Genomic DNA, 18,051 nt, shown 5'->3' on the forward strand with positions numbered 1-18,051 from the left:
TATGTCGGCCCAGAAATCGCAGCCAGTTACCGGCAGTGGGTGGCAACGTGGCGGTGCCCAGGCCGTGCAGCGCAGGCTGGTGGAACGGCTTGTCAGCCTTTTGTGCAACATTGCCACGGTTGTCGTGCTGTTCCTGCTGTTTTCCATCCTGTGGACACTGGTCACGCGTGGTGCTGCGGGGCTGTCGCTTTCCACTTTCCTGCACAGCACCGGCGCACCGGGCAGCGGCGGCGGTCTGGCCAACGCCATTGTCGGCAGTTGCGAGCAAACTGGCCTAGCCGCCCTGATCGGCACGCCGATTGGCATGATGACGGGCATCTATCTGTCCGAATTCGGGCAGGACGGGCCGATTGTCCAGCTTGTCCGGTTTGTATCGGACATGCTGCTGTCGGTGCCCTCCATCCTGGTTGGCCTGTTCATCTACCTGATCGTGGTGGAACCGGCCGGGCATTTTTCGGGCATGGCGGGTACACTGTCGCTTGCCGTGCTGTTTATCCCAATCGTGGTACGCACGACCGAGGACATGCTGCAACTTGTGCCCCGCGCCATGCGGGAGGCAGCCTATGCCCTGGGCGCACCGGGCTGGCGTGTGATCCTGAGTGTATGCCTGCGTTCCGCGCGTGGCGGAATCATGACCGGCATCCTGCTGGCGTTGGCACGCATCTCGGGTGAAACGGCGCCGCTGCTCTTTACCTCGCTTGGCAACCTCAACTGGTCCACCAGCCTCAATGCGCCCATGGCCAGCCTACCGGTTACGATCTACCAGTACGCCGGTTCGGCCTATGATGACTGGGTGCAGATGGCATGGACGGGCGCCCTTCTCATTACCGTTGCGGTTCTTGCAACAAACATCCTCGCCCGCTGGTGGCTTACGCGTAACGGATCTGCACAACAATGAACAAGATCATCATGGACAACAGCACAGGGCAGAATGTGGCGGTTCCGGCACTGGCCATACGTGGGCTTGATTTCTGGTATGGTGCCAACCACGCCCTGAAATCCATTTCGCTTGATTTCCCGACCCGGCAGGTCACGGGCATGATCGGGCCTTCGGGTTGTGGCAAGTCAACGCTGCTGCGCTGCCTTAACCGGATGTATGACCTCTATCCCGGCCAGCGTGCAACGGGGCAGGTGCTGTTCGATGGGCGCAACATTCTCGCGCCGGGACTGGATGTGAACGTGCTGCGCTCGCGCATTGGCATGGTGTTCCAGAAGCCGACGCCGTTCCCCATGTCCATTTACGACAACATCGCCTTTGGCGTGCGTCTGCACGAACGCCTGTCGCGTACCGAGATGGACCAGCGCGTGGAAAGCGTGCTGCGGCGCGTCGCTCTATGGCCGGAGGTGAAAGACCGGCTTGGCGCTTCCGCCGCCGCGCTGTCGGGTGGGCAGCAGCAGCGCCTATGCATTGCGCGCACCATTGCAACCCGGCCCGAGATCATCCTGCTTGATGAGCCGACCAGCGCGCTTGACCCGATTTCCACCGCCCGGATTGAGGAACTGCTTGATGAACTTAAGCAGGAATTCTCAATCGCGATTGTGACCCACAACCTGCAACAGGCCGCGCGCTGCGCGGACCGTGTCGCGTTTTTCTACATGGGTGAACTGGTCGAGGTCGATACGGCAGACAAGATGTTTACCGCACCGCACGCCAAGCGAACCCAGGATTATATTACCGGCCGCTTCGGCTGAGTGCGAAAGTCATGACAATGCCCCATGAATCGGTACACACGGTCCAGAGTTACGAGCAGGAACTTGAACAGCTACGCTCGTTCATCAACAGGATGGGGGGCGTGGTTGAACGCCAGGTCGCGCAGGCCATCACAGCTGTTGTCGAGCACGACGAGATCGCCGCGCGTGATGCCCCGGAAATGGACCCGTATGTTGACGAACTGGAACGCGAGACAGAGGCGCTGGTCATCCGCCTGCTGGCCCTGCGTGCCCCCATGGCGGGCGACCTGCGCGAAGTTGTGGTTGCGCTGAAGATATCGGGTGATCTGGAACGCATTGGGGACTGTGCGGCCAGCATCGCGCGGCGTGCCATGCGCAACGAACTGCTGTCATGCCCCATTTCGCTGACCGGCCTGCGCAGCATGGGCCGGCTGGTGCAGGAAAACCTGCGCCGTACCATTGATGCCATGGACCAGCGCGACCCGGAACTGGCGCGTATCGTCTGGCAGTCCGATACGGCGGTGGATGAACTTTATGTCTCCATGTTCCGTGAACTGGTGACATATATGATGGAGGACCCGCGCAATATCGGTCCGTGCACCCATCTGCTGTTCATCGCCAAGAACCTTGAGCGGATCGGTGATCACGCCACCAATATTTCAGAACGGGTATATTACGCCGTTACCGGCAACACGCTGCCCATCGTGCGGCCGCGTGGCGGCACCTTTGATTGACCGGCACCGCTCAGGGGTGCCCCGATACGTGGATTTGCAGACTACGTCTTGCTGATTGATGCAGGGTGCGACAGGGGGCATGTCACCAGTGGCGTGGCATGCCCCCTTCGTGCGTAAAAGGGCAGGGCGCAATCCTGCCATGGGGTAGCAGGCGCGCGGGAAGATGGCCATGATCCCCATGAGTTGTTACAATGCAGGCAAACCTTTTGTGCCCGGATACCATCATGAACGAATGCGCGCCTTCACCCGCCACCCGCCTGTCCGCAGCCCTTGCCTCCCTTGATGCACAGGGACTGTCGGCCCAGGTCAGCACATCCCCTTCCGTGCTGGAAACCCATAGCCATGGTGAGGCCATGGATGCCGCCTGCCTGCCCGGCGCCGTGTTCATGGCGGAAAGCACGGAGCAGGTTGCAGCCGTACTGCGCGCCTGCCATGCCAACCGGGTGCCGGTGGTGGCGTTTGGGGCCGGCACATCGGTTGAAGGGCACGTAACCCCCACGCCGCATGCCATAAGCCTGGACCTGTCGGCCATGACTGCCATTGTGGAAGTCAATGCGGAGGACCTTGACTGCCGCGTACAGGCCGGTCTGACCCGGCAGGCGCTCAATGCCCGGATCCGTGACACGGGACTGTTCTTTCCGGTTGATCCGGGAGGCGAGGCAACGCTGGGCGGCATGTGTGCGACCCGTGCATCCGGCACCGCCGCCGTGCGCTATGGCACCATGAAGGAAAACGTGCTGGGACTTACGGTGGTGCTGGCTACGGGAGAGGTCATCCGTACCGGTGGCCGTGTGCGCAAATCCTCCACCGGGTATGACCTGACATCGCTGTTCATCGGATCGGAAGGCACGCTGGGTATCATAACCGAGGTGCAGTTGCGGCTGCATGGTCGGCCCGAGAGTGTTTCCGCCGCCATATGCCAGTTTGCCGATCTGGATGATGCGGTGCAGACTGCCATGGAGATCATCCAGTGCGGCATTCCCGTCAGCCGCGTGGAACTGCTGGATAGCGTGCAGATGGCGGCTTCCATCCGCTATTCCGGCCTTGAGGGTTATGAACCGTTGACCACCCTGTTTTTCGAGTTCGCGGGGGGTCCCGCGGCAGTACAGGAACAGGTTGCCGCGACTGAAGCTATTGCCCTGTCCAATAATGGCAGGGGTTTTGCCTGGGCTGACACGGCGGAAGAGCGTACGCGGCTATGGAAGGCCCGGCATGATGCTTTCTGGGCGGCGAAGGCCATCGAACCCGGCGCACGTGTGATCTCTACGGATTGCATCGTACCCATCTCCCGTCTGGGGGAACTGATTGCGGGGGTGCGGGATGACATCAGCGCTTCCGGCCTGCGCGTACCCCTGCTGGGGCATGTGGGTGACGGGAATTTCCATGCCCTGATCATTACCGACAATACCGAACCGGGGGGCGCGCTGGCATTGGCGCTGGACCGTAAGATCGTGGCGCGGGCACTGGCGCTGGGCGGGTCATGCAGCGGGGAGCATGGTGTGGGCATGGGCAAGCTGGAATTTCTGGAAACCGAGCATGGTGATGGCACGCTGGCTGTCATGCGCGCGCTTAAAAATACCATGGACCCGCGCAACATTCTCAATCCCGGTAAACTGCTGCCACCGGGGCGGCTGTACCAGGGCTGAGAGCGTGCCTGAAGGCGGGGCACGGCGATGTTGCGATGCGACCTTGGCGTATTGTGGTATTGCGTTATCGTGTACGCTTTTGCTTTCCTGCCCAAACTGGAATCGCCATGACAGAAGCACCCCAACGCCAGTCCGATACGCCGGTCGAGCGGTTTATCCTTGATCGCTGGTCCCCCCGCGCTTTCACGCCTGCGCCCATCACGGATGCGGAGCTGCTGGCGTTCCTTGATGCCGGGCGCTGGGCGCCTTCAGCTTATAACGCGCAGCCGTGGCGTTTCATCTATGCCCGGCGCGGCACGGCGGAGTGGGAGCGCTTCCTGTCCTGGCTCATCCCGTTTAACCATAGCTGGGCGCAGAATGCCTCGGCCATTGTCTATGTTGCCTCCCATACCGTAACCGGCAGTGACAGGGCCGAACCAGTACCCGCGCCTACCCATGCCTTCGATGCCGGAGCGGCAGCGGTGCTGGTCATGCTGCAACTGAGTCGTGCTGGATGGGCAGCCCATCCCGTTAGCGGATTTGACCATGACCTGGCGCGTGCCGGCCTGGAACTGCCCGAGGATTATGCGCTGAACGCCGCCATTGTCATTGGCCGACAGGGGGAGGTGGACAGCCTGCCGGAATACCTGCGCGCGCGTGAAGTGCCGTCCACGCGCAGGCCGCTGGCGGAAGTGGCGTTTGAAGGCCGGTTCCTCCATACGCCGGATGGAAACGTGACCTAACAGACTGTCGGATTGGGATTTTTATGCAATAACATTGCTTGAAGTATAAAAATCATGGAATTTATGACATAGAGAACAGAAATATGTTTTCATAAGTTATGAATAATATCCATCCAGCTCCCAATCCGACAGCCTGCCAGGGCATTGAAAAAGCTTTCCCAGAGACCGTCCTTGTGACTGCCGGGGGCTGGCCGTTCAGGCCGGTTGCTAAACCCGCAGGGGCAGGCGTGAGGGGGGCAGGTCGCGCCGGGCCAGCATGCTGCACAGGCGATGGACCACGTTATCCCACTGGCCGGCGCTGATCTGGCGGATGATGCGCAGGGTCGGATACCACGGGCTGTCGGTCCGCTCCGACAGCCAGCGCCAGCAGTTGTCGAACCGGTCCAGCAGCAGCACCGGGCACCCCATGGCCCCAGCCAGATGGGCGACCGATGTATCAACCGAAACAACCACATCCAGCCCCGCAATCAGGGCGGCCGTGTCGTCCATGTCGTGCACGCTTTCCATCGGGTCGTACAGGCGCATGCCCGCGGGCATGTCATGCATCTGTTTGGTGTAGGTGCCCATCTGCAGGCTGACCAGGCTTATGCCTGCAATCCCCGCCAGTGGCGCCAGCCTGCGCAGCGGGAGCGAGCGGCGGCGGTCCATGGCAAATGCGGCCGGTGCATCGGGTCTGCTGGCCCCGCCCCATACCAGCCCCACGCGCAGGCCCGTACCAACGGGCAGGAAAGGCGCCCACTGGCGCACCCGTGCCGGATCGGCCTGTAGGTAGGGCACGGGCAGGCCATCACAGCCCTTCGTCCGATGCAGTACATGCGGCAGGCTGAGGAAGGGACAGTGCCAGTCATGCGCCGGGAGCATGTTGCGTTCGCCTACCACGCGGCGCACGCCGGGCATGCGGCGGATCAGGCCGTGCAGGGTATCGGGGGCCTGCACGCTTATGCGCGCGCCCATAGCGGCCAGCACCGGCACGAAGCGCAGCATCATCAGCATGTCCCCCAGCCCCCCCTCACGGGTGATCAGGATGGTTTTGCCGCGCAGGTCCGCATCGGGCGCGAGCACGGGCAGCATCCGCGCTTCGGGCAGGCGCTGGCGGCCCGGCAGACGCCTGCGCCATTCATACTCGGCCCAGCCCCGTTCCATGCGCCCGGTCTTGAGCAGGGTCAGTGCGTGGTTGAGCCGCAGGCGCGCATCTTCGGGGCGCAGGGCCAGCGCACGGCCATGGGCCTGAAGAGCTTCATCATTATGGTTCCACGCCCCAAGCAGGTGCGCCAGGTTGGCGTGGGTCATGGCGCTGTCGGGGTGGTGTTGCAGAATATAGCGCAGCAGGTCGCGCCCGGCGGCGAACTCCCCCTGTTCCATAAGGCATACGGCCATGAGGTTGCCAGTGCTGAGCTGTGCGGGTGACAGCGCCAGCCCATCGGCCAGCACCGCCTGGGCTTCTGCCGTGTGGCCACGCTGTAATAACAGTTCGCCCAGCATGTCATGAGTACGGATGTCCTGACCCGCACGCTGGCGGACGGCGCGTAGCACGGCCTCCGCCTCGTCCGCCCGGTCATGGGGCAGCAGCAGGTCGAGCATATCCTGTGCAGGGTGGCGCGCGCCGGGATTGGCCACAGCCTGACGGCACAGCAGGCGCGCGGCTTCCTGTACACGGTTGCAGCCCGCATGCGCATGGGCCAGCAGAAGTTCCGTCCGAGGCGAGGGCGGACACCCTTCCAGCATGGCGCGGGCATGGGCAAATCGGCCCTGACGCAGCAGTTCCAGCGCCTGGGCAAGGGTATGGGTAATTGTATCGGTAGGCACGGACATGGGGCGTGGTTCAGTCCAGAGCAGGGTGCAGCAGCCTGCCGGGGTTGAAAATGTTCAAGCAGGTCAGGCGCAGGCCTGATCGCATGCCACCACCCTTTACCATGGTTGATCCGTTTTTCCGACAGGGGGTAAGGGCTGCAAAGACCTACGGCCGGAGGAAACGCGCCATGGTGTGTTTCTTCTGCATGGAAGTATGGCGACCATGCAGTTTACCGGCTATGGCTGTAACGTCTAGGGCGTGACCATGCCAAAATGCTGTTCCAGCAACGCCACATTGCGCAGGTCAGCTTTGAAGGCGGTATCGAACACATCTCCCAGAACCGGGACCAGGTCTGCGGCCCCCTCCACGAGGACATTGGCCAGCATGCGCGACAGCACGGCAGGAGGCGCCCCCAGTTTCCAGCTCTTCCATACAATATAAAGCGAGGGGATGAGCATAAGCACGGTCCCGCCCACGGGCAGCAGGCCGATCAGTGTATCCAGCCCCCACCGCGCCCGGGTACCGGGAATGCGGAAGGCGGCGTCAAGCAGTGTTGCCAGACTGCGCAGGCGCGCCAGTTCCCGCCGAATGTCGGCAGAAGGGGCGGCAGACGTTGCGGCGGAAGGGGCGAAAGCATTCATGAAACGGGATATGGGGATGGCGTAAGGCAGATGCAATCGGTCCCCGTTCCGGGGTGTCTGTGCGTCAGCCTTCATCTTCAGCGGGGGAAGTGCGGTCAAGGTGGCCCAAGTCACGATCTGGTGCGATGACATCGCGCACGCGCTGCTTGAGCACCTTGGGACCGGGAAAGCCGCCATCGCGCTTGCGCTCCCAGATCAGTTTGCTGTCCACCGTAATCTCGAAGCGTCCGCCACTGGCGGGAATGAGGCTGACACTGCCCAGTTCTTCCCCAAAGGTGGACAGCAGTTCCTGCGCCATCCATCCTGCCCGCAGCAGCCAGTTACAGCGCGTGCAGTACAGAATGGAAACATGCGGACGGGTATGAGAGGTATCGGTCATGGTTGCAGTTCTTGCTCTTGTGTCAGGCCGGGGCCTGCCCGGCTATCCTATTGTGGCGATGGCGGGCAGCCGGGTGCAAGGGGGTCAGACCGCGTGTACCTGACTTTCACGTGCCCAGAAGCGAAGGGCCGCGCAGGTCTGGATAAAAAGCGTGGCATCCCTGGCACTTTCCATGGCAATGACCCCTTCGTCACGCGCCTTGGGGTGCAGTCCTGCCGCCGCCAGCAGCAGTTCAGCTGCGTCGTTATGGGCGATGAACTTGGCATGGGCAAAGGCATCGGCAATGAAGTCGCGCATCGTGGCTTCATGGCGCAGCAGGTTTGCGCCTTCCACCGTGGGGAGCAGGGCCACCGCATCATACAGCACGGACGGGCCGCCATTGATCTTCTGCTGCGCCACCAGTTCGTTGCCCGCGCTGTCATGTACGCCAGCCACGGTGGGGGCGATCAGTTCGACCGTGGCTCCCACGGCCTCCGCCGCTTTGCGCAGGCCGGACAGCAGGGCGCTGTCCACCCCGTTAGTTACCACGATGCCCAGCTTGCGCCCCTCAAAACTGTCGGGGCCATTCTTGAGGATGCTGAGCGCTGCTGAGGGTTGCAGCCCTGTCACGACCGGGCGAGCCGCCACGGCAGGTCTGGGCAGGGGGGAAAGGCCCAGCCCCATGGCAACCCCTTCGGCCAGTTTCTGGTCCACATGCAGCAGGTGGCTCACCATGCGTGCGCGGATGGCGGGGGTTTCCACCTTGCTCAGTTCAAACACGAAGGCATCGCGCATATGGGTCTGCTCCACCGGCGTCTGGCTGATGAAGAACTGGCGGGCCTGACTGTAATGATCGGCAAAGGATTCGGAGCGCTGGCGCAGCTTGGGGCCGGACTGTTCCTGTGCGAAGGAGCGGTAGCCATCCGCGCTCTCACGCGGGCCACCGGTGGGCTGGGACCATGAATTGGGTTCGTAATTGGCCCGGCCCTTCGGGTTGTGCATGGCCATGTGGCCATCTTGCTGGAAGTTATGGAACGGGCATTTGGGCGCGTTTATGGGGATATGGGTGAAGTTCGGCCCGCCTAGGCGCTTGGTCTGGGTATCCAGATACGAGAAATTACGCCCCTGCAGCAGCGGGTCATTGGTAAAGTCGATGCCGGGTATGATGTTCTGGGTGCAGAATGCCACCTGTTCTGTCTCGGCAAAAAAGTTGTCGGGCATGCGGTCCAGCACCAACCGGCCCACCCGGCGCACGGGCACCAGTTCTTCGGGAATCAGCTTGGTGGGGTCGAGGATGTCGAAGGGGAAGCTATCGGCAAACTCGTCATCGAACAGCTGCACGCCCAGTTCCCATTCGGGAAAGTTGCCGCCGGTTATGGCCTGCCACAGGTCGCGGCGGTGGAAGTCGGGATCGGCACCGTTGATCTTGAGCGCCTCGTTCCATACCACCGACTGCAGCCCCAGCTTGGGCTTCCAGTGGAATTTCACATAAGTCGAGCGCCCTTCGGCATTGATCAGGCGGAAGGTATGCACGCCAAAGCCTTCCATGAAGCGGAAGGAGCGGGGGATGGCGCGGTCCGACATGGCCCAGCAGACCATATGCGTAGCTTCGGGAGAGAGCGAGACGAAATCCCAGAAATTGTCATGCGCGGTCTGCGCCTGCGGGAAGTCGCGGTCCGGTTCCTGCTTGGCCGCATGCACGAAATCGGGGAACTTGATGGCATCTTGGATGAAGAAAACGGGGATGTTGTTGCCCACCAGGTCCCAGTTGCCCTGACTGGTATAGAACTTGACGGCAAAGCCGCGCACGTCGCGCACCACATCAGCCGAACCCTTGTTGCCCGCTACGGTAGAAAACCGCACAAAGGTGGGCGTGCGTTCACCCACCTTGCCAAACAGGTCGGCCTTGCACACATCGCTCAGGCTGTCGGTCAGTTCAAAATAGCCATGTGCCCCGTAGCCCCGGGCATGGACCACGCGTTCGGGTATGCGTTCATGGTCAAAATGGAAGATCTTTTCACGGAAGTGAAAATCTTCCAGCAGGGCCGGGCCGCCCGGCCCCACGCGCAGGGTATTCTGGTCATCGGATACGGCAACACCCTGCTGGGTGGTCAGGACGGGTATGTCGCCGCCTGCGCTCTGGTGGGTTTCTCCGCCTTTGCCCATATGCGTTGCCGGGGAGTGGGAGGGATGTGAGGTTTTGGTCATGAAGCGCTCGCGTGTTCCTGCGGATCGTTGGAGGATGACGGGAATTGTGGGGGATGTGACTGTCCAACGGGTCGGGACGGGCATGGTTTCATGCATTTGCCACCACCTGCGCGCGGGGTGTTGCCTCCCGCGCGCAGGCAGTGCACAGGAGGGCACGATCAGATGCCATGCGAAGGATGCCCGCGTTCATGCCCAGTTTTTCAGGTTTCCTGGCCGCAGCCCTGCTGGCCTGCGCCACGGTGCTCGTGCCATCCGCCCGGGCCGCGACACCCGACACGGTTGATTTCGCGGCGCTGACATGGACCGAAATCCGTGAGGCCATCCGCAGGGGGGATACCTCCATCATCATACCTATAGGCGGCACCGAACAGAGTGGCCCTTACATCGCGGTGGGTAAGCATGACGTGCGCGCGATGATCCTGGCCCGCCGCATTGCCCGCCAGGCGGGGCATGCGCTGGTGGCTCCCGTCGTGGCCTATGTGCCGGAGGGCGGGACATCGCCGCGCACGTCGCACATGCGTTTTCCCGGCACCATCAGCATCACGCCCGCCACGTTCCGGGCTCTGGTGGAAGATGCGGCGGAGAGTTTCCGCGTGCAGGGTTTCAGCCGTGTGGTGCTGATCGGGGACCATGGCGGCTACCAGAAGGACCTGCGTGCGGTGGCCGGGCAACTGAACCGCCGCTGGAGCGGGCAGGGTGCGCATGTGCTCTACATTCCCGCCTATTACGATGTGGTGCCCGGCGCCTATGCCACATGGCTGCGCAACCACGGCCACGCGGCGGAAGTGGGCATGCATGCCGACCTGTCGGATACATCGCTCATGCTGGCGCTGGACCCGGCACTCGTGCGCGCGCAGGCACTGGCTGCCGCCCCGTTGCCCACAGCCACGCAGGGGGTGTATGGCGGCGACCCGCGCCATGCGGATGCGGCTCTGGGGCAGGTGGGGGCAAACATGCAGGTCAGTGCAGCAGTGGCGGCCATGCAACACGACTCAACAGGACAGGAAACGCCCTGATTACATGGCTCTTTTGGCGTGCTATAGGGGCGGCAAGAAACAGGATCACGCTATGACACAAAATAAAAAACTGTCGCTTCTGGGGCTGGGCGCGCTGCTTGCGCTGGGTGGAAACGCGCTGGCGCAGGGCGTGGACACCATTCCCGGCATGCCGCCCGTAGTGGACCCCCACAACATCTATTCCGAGACGGGAGCAAACCATCTCAACCCGGAAGTGGCGAAGGACCCGGCACGCATCTATGTGCCCAACCTGCGTTCAAACAATGTGTATGTGATTGACCCGCAGACCTATACCGTCATCGCGCGCTTCAAGGTGGGCAAGAGCCCGCAGCATGTCGTGCCGTCATGGGACCTGCGCACGCTGTGGGTGACCAATAATGCCGAAGGCACGACCGACGGTTCGCTTACCCCCATCAATCCCCGCACCACCCAGCCGATGGCCAGTGTTGCAGTAGATGACCCTTACAACATGTATTTCACCCCCGATGGCCGCTCCGCCATCACGGTGGCCGAAGCGCGGCAGCGACTGGACTTCCGTGACCCGCACACCATGGACATGCAGGGTTCGGTATCCGTGCCGCAGTGCAAGGGGGTCAACCACGCCGATTTCTCCATCGACGGGCGTTATGCCATCTTCACCTGTGAATTCGGCGGCTACCTGGCCAAGGTTGATACCGTCAACCGTAAGGTGATGGGGTATCTCAAGCTGTCAGGCGGCGGCATGCCACAGGATATCCTGACCGCGCCAGACGGGCACAAATTCTATGTGGCCGACATGCATGCCGATGGTGTGTTCGTGATTGATGGCGATACCTTCCGTGAGACGGGCTTCATTCCCACCGGCATCGGTACGCACGGCCTGTACCCCAGCCGTGACGGCACAAAGATGTACGTTGCCAACCGTGGCTCGCACAAGATCCATGGCACCCCGCACAGCAAGGCGGGTGGCGTGAGCGTGATCGACTTTGCAACCGACAAGGTCGTGGCCAACTGGCCCATTCCCGGTGGCGGCAGCCCGGACATGGGCAATGTCAGCAATGATGGCAGGACGCTGTGGCTTTCCGGCCGGTTTGATGATGTGGTCTACGCCATTGATACCAAGACGGGTGCGACCCGCATCATTCCTGTGGGGCTGGAACCGCATGGCCTGACCGTATGGCCACAGCCGGGGCGGTACTCTGTGGGCCACACCGGTATCCTTCGTTAAGGGGCGGCCGCGTGTCCCTGCCTGCCCGGCAGGGACAGCGCAAGGGACATGCAACGGACCATGACAGGATTGTGTAATGCCCGTGCCATGCGATAGGATGCCGCCACGGACAGGAGGAAACCTGAGCCATGAAAGCGTTGCCGCCACGTAAAGCCGCAGCTCACGCCCCCATGCGTGTGGCCGTTGGCCAGTCCAGCCTTGGGGCCATGCTCGTGGCCATGACCGACAGGGGGCTTGCCGCCGTCATGCTGGATGATGATGCGCCATCGCTCCGGCAGGGGGCATCCCGTCTCGTGCCTGATGCCCGACTGGTCCAGGGTGATGTGGAAATGAACCGCTGCCTGGATGCCGTGCGAACGTGCATCGATGCGCCATGGCAGCCCTTCGGCCTGCCGCTTGACCCGCATGGCACGGCTTTCCAACAACAGGTATGGCAGGCATTGCAGGCCATTCCCTACGGTACCACCATGTCCTATGCCGGGCTTGCGGCTCATATCGGCAGGCCAGCTGCCGCCCGCGCCGTTGCGGGGGCTTGTGGTGCGAACCCGCTGGCGGTTGTCATTCCCTGCCACCGTGTTATTGGCCGTGATGGCAGCCTGTCAGGTTACAGGTGGGGGGTGCAGCGCAAGCAGCGTCTGCTGGAAATGGAACAGGTTGCCCGGTTGGAGCGCGATTCTGCTACCTGACAGGTGAGGCCTGCCACCGTTTTATAGCGCAGACCCCGTTCTGGCGGCGCGGATTCAGGACATGTGGACCATCAGGTCATCCCTGTGAAGCGGCGCGGGCCGATGCAGGCCAATGGGCAGGATTGCACGACCGAACTGTTCGGCGAAAATTTCGGCCGCAGCCAGATAGATCGCACTCAGGCCACAGAACAGCCCTTCGTAACCTGCAATCACGTTTAGCGTGGGGATTGCGAACATTTCTGCGCCACCCAGCAGGGCAAACAACAACATCAAGCTGAAAAACACCGTCTGATGCGCGCGTGAAGCAGCAAGAGTACCAGCCGCCATAATGGCAGTAAACAGCCCCCACATCCATAGGTAGCTGCCCAGCAGGGCAGGGGATGAAGCCGGTGCAAGCCCCCAGTGCGGCAGGAACAGCAGCACAACCAGTGAAATCCAGAATGCGCCATAGGCCATGAAGGCGGTCATGCCGAAGGTGTTGCCGTTGGCATATTCAAGCAGCCCCGCAACAAACTGGGTCATGCCGCCAAAGACAAGCCCCATGGCAAGAATGGCCGCCCCCATCGGGACAAGCTGGGCGTTGTGCAGGTTGAGCAATACGGTTGTCATGCCAAAACCCATAAGCCCCAGCGGGGCGGGATTGGCTGCGGCGAGCGTGTGACCCATACGGTTATTCCGTTTCATGGAAAGTTTATTATGTCAAAATATGTCATGAACGGATGCTGGATCTATTAAAATCTGGCTTAGAATTACAACCAGTAGGTGGGTATGCCTTTAATGTTTGCATCTTTGTGCAGACAGCATGTGGAATTGTAAGAATTATTTATTTTATATTTTTTTAAGTAAAAACTAAATAAAATAAATAATATATTTTTACACAATACAACGCAGGCAGGAAATTAATGTTATATTAAAGAAACAATATGTCAAGTAGGATGAATTACCAGGTACGGATATGGTGGAGCTGGCAACTGCGCTTAAGGTAGATAACTGTTTTTGTTGATTTCTTGGGGTTTATTAATGCAAAACGCCCATCCACGCACGGTACACACGCGCAGGCAGATCCTGACCCGTATTGGCATGCTGGCTGGCAGTGACGTCCTGTATCAGGCGATGACGGCTATGGGTCATGCACGGGGTACGGATTTCATGGCCCCATCAGTGCTGTCAGGCGTAAGGCCCGGTATCCGTGTGCTGGTGCTTGACGCGCGGCTTGCCGGTATGCTGGCGGCCTATGAATTGCGCAAGGCAGGCTATCAGGTACAGGTGCTGGAGTTCCAGAACCGCAGCAGTGGCCGCAACATCAGCCAGCGCGGCGGTGATACGGTAACCGAACTGGGGGGAGCGACGCAGAAGGTGGGCTTCACTCCCGACAATTATATCAATCCCGGCCTCTGGCGTATTCCCTACCACCATCAGGGCCTGTGGGATGTGGTGCAGATGCATTGATTTATGCTACTGGACCCCAGACTGGGCAAGATCGACTTTGATTGGATGATGAAGACCTATACCCGGTTTTACGGTACGGCCACGCAGCTCAACCTGTCGGTCCGGTCCGCCTTTGGTGTGGTGGCTGGTTGAAATCGAGATCATTGCCGCGCGTGCGCCGGGCAAATAGGTCCCCCGTGCCGTAATCCTGTTATGGCAGGGGGGTAGCCCTCTGTTTTCAGGGTAGCGGATGCTGGGCGTCTAGCGCCTTGCGCTTTTCTGCCACGGTGGTGGGGGTAAGGGATTCTGTGCGGCCAGCGGCGATATCGACTGCGGTAAACAGGGTGGCATCCGGCCCTGCGGGCAGGCCCGCCACATGGTTCAGGATCGCCGCAATCTGGTCATCGGGCAGGGTCTTGAAGGGGGGCATGAACCCGGCATAGCTGTTGCCCTGCGCGGTGATGGAACCCATGAGCCCGTTCAGGGCCACGGCAATCACGTAGTTCCTGCCTTCGGGCGTTGCGGCAATCTTGCCAATGCGCCCGGCCAGCGGCGGGAACTGCCCCGGCAGGCCCTGTGCATTGCCCTGGTGGCATACACTGCAGTTGGCCTGGAACAGGGCCGGACCATCTGCGGCCAGGGCCGGAGTTGCAAAAAGCGGCAGGCCATACAGTACGGCAGCAAGCATTTTCTTCATAAATCGTTCCCCATCAATATCTTTTCTAGCAGGCTGGAAAGCCGTTGGCCATTTCCAGCAGCAGTATGCATCATGAAAATACCCCGGCCCTGTCTATGCATGCCCTGTGCAGAGCGGGGAAGGATAGGTCCGTTGGCATGATCGACCAATCAATTTTCCCGGGAAGAGTGTGTCATGATCGGGCGGAAACGTGCAATGGGGTCATGAACCGGTCCCTTTTCTGCTTTCTCTGCCGTAAGGTATGTGCAGAACATAAAAAAACGTCCCGCCAGCAGGCGGGACGCCAAGTTTAGGGATTGGGAGACGTTGTGGTGTCACGAGATCCACATCCCATTAACTCCACCCGTGGATAATAGTTTTATTAAAATCGGATTAATCGAAAAAAACTGTCACCCTATGGGGTCAGGCACCATGCAGTAGGATCTGGCGCTGGACAAAAGGCAGCATGACCATGATGCTCAGAAGCCCCAGTACAATGGTCATCCCTGCAAAGGTTGCCATGTGATGAGGATAGTCTTCCGTATACAGCAGGTCGCATACCCGGAATATCACGGCCTCGATCGCAAGACTGATCCCGATCGCGGGTTGGTGGAACAATGGACCTGCCAGCCACCATGCCATGGCACATAATAAGGTCATCACGGCGCTCGATCGTATCAGGAAAAAAAGGGCGCGTGCATGACTGCCTGACGTAAAGGGGATTGCGTATTCGCACCCTGCAGAAGGCAGGGACATTCGTGCCCCTGCTGGCCTGCAGGGTGGGCCTGCGTGTTGTCCGCGGGTTAGCCTGTGCGCCCGTGGGTCATCATCAGGTCTTATTGTGCAGCGGCGGGCGCGGCCTGCGCAGGCGTTGTGGTATCGGCTGTCATCTTGCCCGGCGTTGTGGAATGCTCGACATCATAAGCGGTTGCTTTCTGGATGTAGGTGCCCTTGGAGCCGGGGTGCTCCTGATCATACAGCGCGGCCTTGGCCTTGGCTTCCTTGCGGTATTCGTGGCGTTTGTACATGCCGGTAATACAGCCTGCCGCGGCACCAAGCATGGTGTGCTGGCCTGCAACATGGCCGCCCACGGCACCCACGGCACCGTATTTGAGGCAGCCACCGGGTTCGGCGCTGGCAGCGGTTGCACAGGTGATGGAGGCTACAGCCGCCAGCAGGGCTATCTTGCGCATCTGGTCATTCCTTTTGCGGATAAATGAAGTCAGGTTTCAAGGAATATCCGATGGGACATACTTTGTCACCTTCCCGCGATCGCCGTATCCGTTTTTTCGTGCTGGCTGACCGCGATGATGCGCAGGCAGGCCACAACTTCGCTCAGTAGCGCATGGTCTGCCCCGCTGGGGTGGCGGGTCTGCTCATAGCGAGCCCAGGCCAGTACATGTGTTACGGCGGGCGTGGCCTGTCCCTTATGCCAGCGCGCCAGGAAAAGGGCCACGACACGCCGCGTGCGCGGTGGCAATGAGCCTGAGCGCAGCAGGTCGCGCAGGCGGATGATGTATATGCCCACCGTCATGTCGGAAATCTGCTGTGTCAGACAGGCGCTGAGTACTGGCGCGGGCAAGGCTGCCGCATGGAAGAGAATACGCACAAGGCTTGCCGCACAGCCCGATAGCCATGCCGGTGCATCCGTAAGCGCCTGGGGGCGGGCAAGGTTGCGCAGGCGCTGGCCAATCCATGCCATGGTACGGCGTATATGTACGTCCAGCCGAAAGGGAATCACCACCCGATAGGTCAGCAGGACAAAAACGATGCTGCCCAGAAACGCCAGTGTGTTGTTGAGGAACCCGACCTCATCAAACCGACCCATGTTCATCGGCCCGATCAGCACCGGCAGGAACATGTTGAACGAAAAGGCATAGCCTGCCAGTTCGGGCCTGCGTGCGGCAAGGCCGCCCACGGTCATGGGTATGATCAGGGCAAGGAGCAGGATCTCGGGCGCGGTAATGGCCGGTATGACCCACAATGCCAGCACGGCGGCGGTTGCCGCGCACCATAACCCGCCCTTGAGGAAGGGCGTGGTGGCTACCAGCGGGTTTTCGCGTGTGGCCATCAGGCCATAGATGAGTGCCACGAACGAGATGAAGGCAGACCCGTGGTGCCACGCCGTAACTTCCCACAGCCACCATGCTCCCATTATGGCGGCGGCGGAGCGGATACCGTTGTTCAGGGCTTCACGCACATGGCGGCGTGATGTCAGACTGAAGCGGAACCGGTCGCCATGGGGCGCTGTGGCGCAGGCCGTCATTTCACGCATGACAAGCCGCATTTCGCCCAGCAGGGCAGTGGTGATGGGCTGCCATTCCTTCCCCCCCGCAGGGTCCGGCATCGCATCGTGTTCAAGCCATGCCGCAAGCACGTGCCCAGGCACCTGCTCTTCATGCCCGGATGGAAGCTGCATGGGAGGACGAAGGATCTGGAGCGCACGCGCATGCGCCAGCATGACCAGCATGCCCGCCAGCGCCCGGCGCGCGTGGTCGCCCACATGGTTGCGCGGTCCCAGTTCCAGAGCGCTGAATTCGATCTGCCCGCTGAAGGCCACGATCCGCCTGAGTAACGCGCTGGTCAGCGCCTGCTGTTCCGCTCCCGCCGCTGTGCACAACTGATGGGTGATGGTGTTGCAGGTGGCCTGAAAGGTCTCATCCAGGCGCGCCAGCAGTGCTGTGCGCGCATGTTCCACGATACGCGGCATGAACACCACAGCCAGCACTGCCTCGCACAGCACACCCAGTATGATGTAGCTGCTGCGGGCAACGCTGACGGCAAAGACATCATCGGGCTGGGTAATTGCGCCCGTGGCGATGATGGCTGAAGTAAAACCCGTAAGCACAAGCCCGTAGGCCCGGTACTGGTCCAGAAGGGTGGCTAGCGCGCAGCACAGCCCGATCCACAGGGCAAGAACGCAGAAAAACAGCCCCGGTGCCTGCGGAAAGGCCGCCATAAGGGTTATGGCCGCAACGCCGCCCACCAGCGTGCCCACGATCCGCCACCGCGCCTTGGACAGGCTTTCCCCGCGTGAGGACTGGGCCACGACCCAGACCGTAAGCGGCGCCCATTGCGGGCTGTCCAGTTCCATCCACATGGCGATAAGGAGCGAGATGATGGCGGCCAGTGACGTGCGGAGAGCAAATGCCAGATCGGGCAGGGAAGGCGAATAGACCCATGAAAACCGCCGAACCAGGTGCCGCAGGCCGGTTGCGGGCTGTCCGAGCAGGGGAAATGCTGCGCCCTGTCCCCCCATTGTCCTG

General features: G+C 61.2%; 18 protein-coding genes and 1 pseudogene. 10 read left to right on the forward strand and 9 right to left on the reverse strand.

Features of this window, described 5'->3' with window-relative positions; genetic code table 11:
- The first annotated feature begins 1 nt into the window (after position 1).
- The 5 genes from pstA (at position 2) to GLX_RS01575 (ending at position 4,773) form a co-directional block, all read left to right on the forward strand.
- Positions 2 to 898 (forward strand): phosphate ABC transporter permease PstA, encoded by an 897-nt coding sequence (pstA, locus tag GLX_RS01555; protein ID WP_014104298.1) that lies wholly within the window; start codon positions 2 to 4, stop codon positions 896 to 898.
- On the forward strand, positions 895 to 1,692 hold the full coding sequence (gene pstB / locus GLX_RS01560; protein WP_014104299.1) for a phosphate ABC transporter ATP-binding protein PstB: 798 nt from the start codon (positions 895 to 897) through the stop codon (positions 1,690 to 1,692). Before pstA ends, pstB begins: the two co-directional genes overlap by 4 nt.
- Positions 1,693 to 1,709: 17 nt before the next feature.
- Positions 1,710 to 2,405 carry a phosphate signaling complex protein PhoU gene (phoU, locus tag GLX_RS01565; protein WP_193360665.1) on the forward strand — a complete coding sequence of 232 codons (696 nt, stop codon included), beginning with the start codon at positions 1,710 to 1,712 and terminating at the stop codon, positions 2,403 to 2,405.
- Positions 2,406 to 2,629: 224 nt separating this feature from the next.
- Positions 2,630 to 4,051, forward strand: coding sequence for an FAD-binding oxidoreductase (locus GLX_RS01570; RefSeq protein WP_041247532.1), 1,422 nt, complete (start codon positions 2,630 to 2,632; stop codon positions 4,049 to 4,051).
- A 107-nt stretch (positions 4,052 to 4,158) separates the two neighbouring features.
- Positions 4,159 to 4,773 (forward strand): nitroreductase family protein, encoded by a 615-nt coding sequence (locus GLX_RS01575; protein ID WP_041247059.1) that lies wholly within the window; start codon positions 4,159 to 4,161, stop codon positions 4,771 to 4,773.
- 207 nt (positions 4,774 to 4,980) lie between these two features.
- Here the strand turns inward: GLX_RS01575 and GLX_RS01580 are convergent, their stop codons facing one another.
- The 4 genes from GLX_RS01580 to GLX_RS01595 form a co-directional block, all read right to left on the reverse strand.
- Positions 4,981 to 6,585, reverse strand: coding sequence for a tetratricopeptide repeat protein (locus tag GLX_RS01580; protein ID WP_014104303.1), 1,605 nt, complete (start codon positions 6,583 to 6,585; stop codon positions 4,981 to 4,983).
- 231 nt (positions 6,586 to 6,816) lie between these two features.
- Entirely contained in the window at positions 6,817 to 7,206 is a 390-nt protein-coding gene (locus GLX_RS01585) for a DUF4112 domain-containing protein (protein ID WP_070097771.1), read from the reverse strand.
- A gap of 64 nt (positions 7,207 to 7,270) precedes the next feature.
- Positions 7,271 to 7,585 carry an Rdx family protein gene (locus GLX_RS01590; protein ID WP_014104305.1) on the reverse strand — a complete coding sequence of 105 codons (315 nt, stop codon included), beginning with the start codon at positions 7,583 to 7,585 and terminating at the stop codon, positions 7,271 to 7,273.
- An 84-nt stretch (positions 7,586 to 7,669) separates the two neighbouring features.
- The gene (locus tag GLX_RS01595) at positions 7,670 to 9,772 is read right to left on the reverse strand and encodes a catalase (protein ID WP_041247060.1); all 2,103 of its coding nucleotides are present in this window, start codon (positions 9,770 to 9,772) and stop codon (positions 7,670 to 7,672) included.
- Positions 9,773 to 9,960: 188 nt separating this feature from the next.
- On the opposite strand from GLX_RS01595, the gene GLX_RS01600 reads away from it, so the two are divergent.
- The 3 genes from GLX_RS01600 (at position 9,961) to GLX_RS01610 (ending at position 12,681) form a co-directional block, all read left to right on the forward strand.
- Complete coding sequence (locus GLX_RS01600) at positions 9,961 to 10,788, forward strand: creatininase family protein (protein WP_041247534.1); 828 nt, start codon at positions 9,961 to 9,963, stop codon at positions 10,786 to 10,788.
- A gap of 52 nt (positions 10,789 to 10,840) precedes the next feature.
- A complete protein-coding gene (locus GLX_RS01605) occupies positions 10,841 to 11,995 on the forward strand; it encodes a YVTN family beta-propeller repeat protein (RefSeq protein ID WP_041247061.1) in 1,155 nt (384 codons plus the stop codon).
- Positions 11,996 to 12,123: 128 nt separating this feature from the next.
- Positions 12,124 to 12,681 (forward strand): methylated-DNA--[protein]-cysteine S-methyltransferase, encoded by a 558-nt coding sequence (locus tag GLX_RS01610; RefSeq protein WP_014104309.1) that lies wholly within the window; start codon positions 12,124 to 12,126, stop codon positions 12,679 to 12,681.
- 54 nt (positions 12,682 to 12,735) lie between these two features.
- On the opposite strand, the gene GLX_RS01615 is transcribed toward GLX_RS01610, so the two are convergent.
- Entirely contained in the window at positions 12,736 to 13,365 is a 630-nt protein-coding gene (locus tag GLX_RS01615) for an acetate uptake transporter (RefSeq protein WP_014104310.1), read from the reverse strand.
- 336 nt (positions 13,366 to 13,701) lie between these two features.
- Here GLX_RS01615 and GLX_RS16455 point away from each other — a divergent pair.
- Positions 13,702 to 14,106: pseudogene (locus GLX_RS16455) on the forward strand (NAD(P)-binding protein); the annotation flags it as partial.
- A gap of 27 nt (positions 14,107 to 14,133) precedes the next feature.
- Positions 14,134 to 14,262 carry a RidA family protein gene (locus GLX_RS19315; protein WP_407927249.1) on the forward strand — a complete coding sequence of 43 codons (129 nt, stop codon included), beginning with the start codon at positions 14,134 to 14,136 and terminating at the stop codon, positions 14,260 to 14,262.
- Positions 14,263 to 14,347: 85 nt separating this feature from the next.
- On the opposite strand, the gene GLX_RS01625 is transcribed toward GLX_RS19315, so the two are convergent.
- The 4 genes from GLX_RS01625 to GLX_RS01640 all read right to left on the reverse strand — a co-directional run bounded on the left by GLX_RS01625 (position 14,348) and on the right by GLX_RS01640 (position 18,044).
- Positions 14,348 to 14,806, reverse strand: coding sequence for a c-type cytochrome (locus GLX_RS01625; protein WP_014104312.1), 459 nt, complete (start codon positions 14,804 to 14,806; stop codon positions 14,348 to 14,350).
- 402 nt (positions 14,807 to 15,208) lie between these two features.
- Complete coding sequence (locus GLX_RS01630; protein WP_231850428.1) at positions 15,209 to 15,445, reverse strand: hypothetical protein; 237 nt, start codon at positions 15,443 to 15,445, stop codon at positions 15,209 to 15,211.
- 176 nt (positions 15,446 to 15,621) lie between these two features.
- Positions 15,622 to 15,978: a hypothetical protein gene (locus GLX_RS01635; RefSeq protein WP_014104314.1), complete on the reverse strand. Its 357-nt coding sequence runs from the start codon at positions 15,976 to 15,978 to the stop codon at positions 15,622 to 15,624.
- A gap of 65 nt (positions 15,979 to 16,043) precedes the next feature.
- Positions 16,044 to 18,044 carry an FUSC family protein gene (locus GLX_RS01640; protein WP_014104315.1) on the reverse strand — a complete coding sequence of 667 codons (2,001 nt, stop codon included), beginning with the start codon at positions 18,042 to 18,044 and terminating at the stop codon, positions 16,044 to 16,046.
- Positions 18,045 to 18,051: the final 7 nt, after the last annotated feature.

It is taken from the genome of Komagataeibacter medellinensis NBRC 3288 (assembly GCF_000182745.2).
Classification (GTDB): domain Bacteria; phylum Pseudomonadota; class Alphaproteobacteria; order Acetobacterales; family Acetobacteraceae; genus Komagataeibacter; species Komagataeibacter medellinensis.

Excerpts from the sequence above, each read along its gene's own strand:
- pstA (WP_014104298.1), top strand. The coding sequence starts at position 2 with ATGTCGGCCCAGAAATCGCAGCCAGTTACCGGCAGTGGGTGGCAACGT.
- pstB (WP_014104299.1), top strand. The coding sequence starts at position 895 with ATGAACAAGATCATCATGGACAACAGCACAGGGCAGAATGTGGCGGTT.
- phoU (WP_193360665.1), top strand. The coding sequence starts at position 1,710 with ATGCCCCATGAATCGGTACACACGGTCCAGAGTTACGAGCAGGAACTT.
- GLX_RS01570 (WP_041247532.1), top strand. The coding sequence starts at position 2,630 with ATGAACGAATGCGCGCCTTCACCCGCCACCCGCCTGTCCGCAGCCCTT.
- GLX_RS01575 (WP_041247059.1), top strand. The coding sequence starts at position 4,159 with ATGACAGAAGCACCCCAACGCCAGTCCGATACGCCGGTCGAGCGGTTT.
- GLX_RS01580 (WP_014104303.1), bottom strand. The coding sequence starts at position 6,585 with ATGTCCGTGCCTACCGATACAATTACCCATACCCTTGCCCAGGCGCTG.
- GLX_RS01585 (WP_070097771.1), bottom strand. The coding sequence starts at position 7,206 with ATGAATGCTTTCGCCCCTTCCGCCGCAACGTCTGCCGCCCCTTCTGCC.
- GLX_RS01590 (WP_014104305.1), bottom strand. The coding sequence starts at position 7,585 with ATGACCGATACCTCTCATACCCGTCCGCATGTTTCCATTCTGTACTGC.
- GLX_RS01595 (WP_041247060.1), bottom strand. The coding sequence starts at position 9,772 with ATGACCAAAACCTCACATCCCTCCCACTCCCCGGCAACGCATATGGGC.
- GLX_RS01600 (WP_041247534.1), top strand. The coding sequence starts at position 9,961 with ATGCCCAGTTTTTCAGGTTTCCTGGCCGCAGCCCTGCTGGCCTGCGCC.
- GLX_RS01605 (WP_041247061.1), top strand. The coding sequence starts at position 10,841 with ATGACACAAAATAAAAAACTGTCGCTTCTGGGGCTGGGCGCGCTGCTT.
- GLX_RS01610 (WP_014104309.1), top strand. The coding sequence starts at position 12,124 with ATGAAAGCGTTGCCGCCACGTAAAGCCGCAGCTCACGCCCCCATGCGT.
- GLX_RS01615 (WP_014104310.1), bottom strand. The coding sequence starts at position 13,365 with ATGAAACGGAATAACCGTATGGGTCACACGCTCGCCGCAGCCAATCCC.
- GLX_RS19315 (WP_407927249.1), top strand. The coding sequence starts at position 14,134 with ATGCTACTGGACCCCAGACTGGGCAAGATCGACTTTGATTGGATGATG.
- GLX_RS01625 (WP_014104312.1), bottom strand. The coding sequence starts at position 14,806 with ATGAAGAAAATGCTTGCTGCCGTACTGTATGGCCTGCCGCTTTTTGCA.
- GLX_RS01630 (WP_231850428.1), bottom strand. The coding sequence starts at position 15,445 with ATGACCTTATTATGTGCCATGGCATGGTGGCTGGCAGGTCCATTGTTC.
- GLX_RS01635 (WP_014104314.1), bottom strand. The coding sequence starts at position 15,978 with ATGCGCAAGATAGCCCTGCTGGCGGCTGTAGCCTCCATCACCTGTGCA.
- GLX_RS01640 (WP_014104315.1), bottom strand. The coding sequence starts at position 18,044 with ATGGGGGGACAGGGCGCAGCATTTCCCCTGCTCGGACAGCCCGCAACC.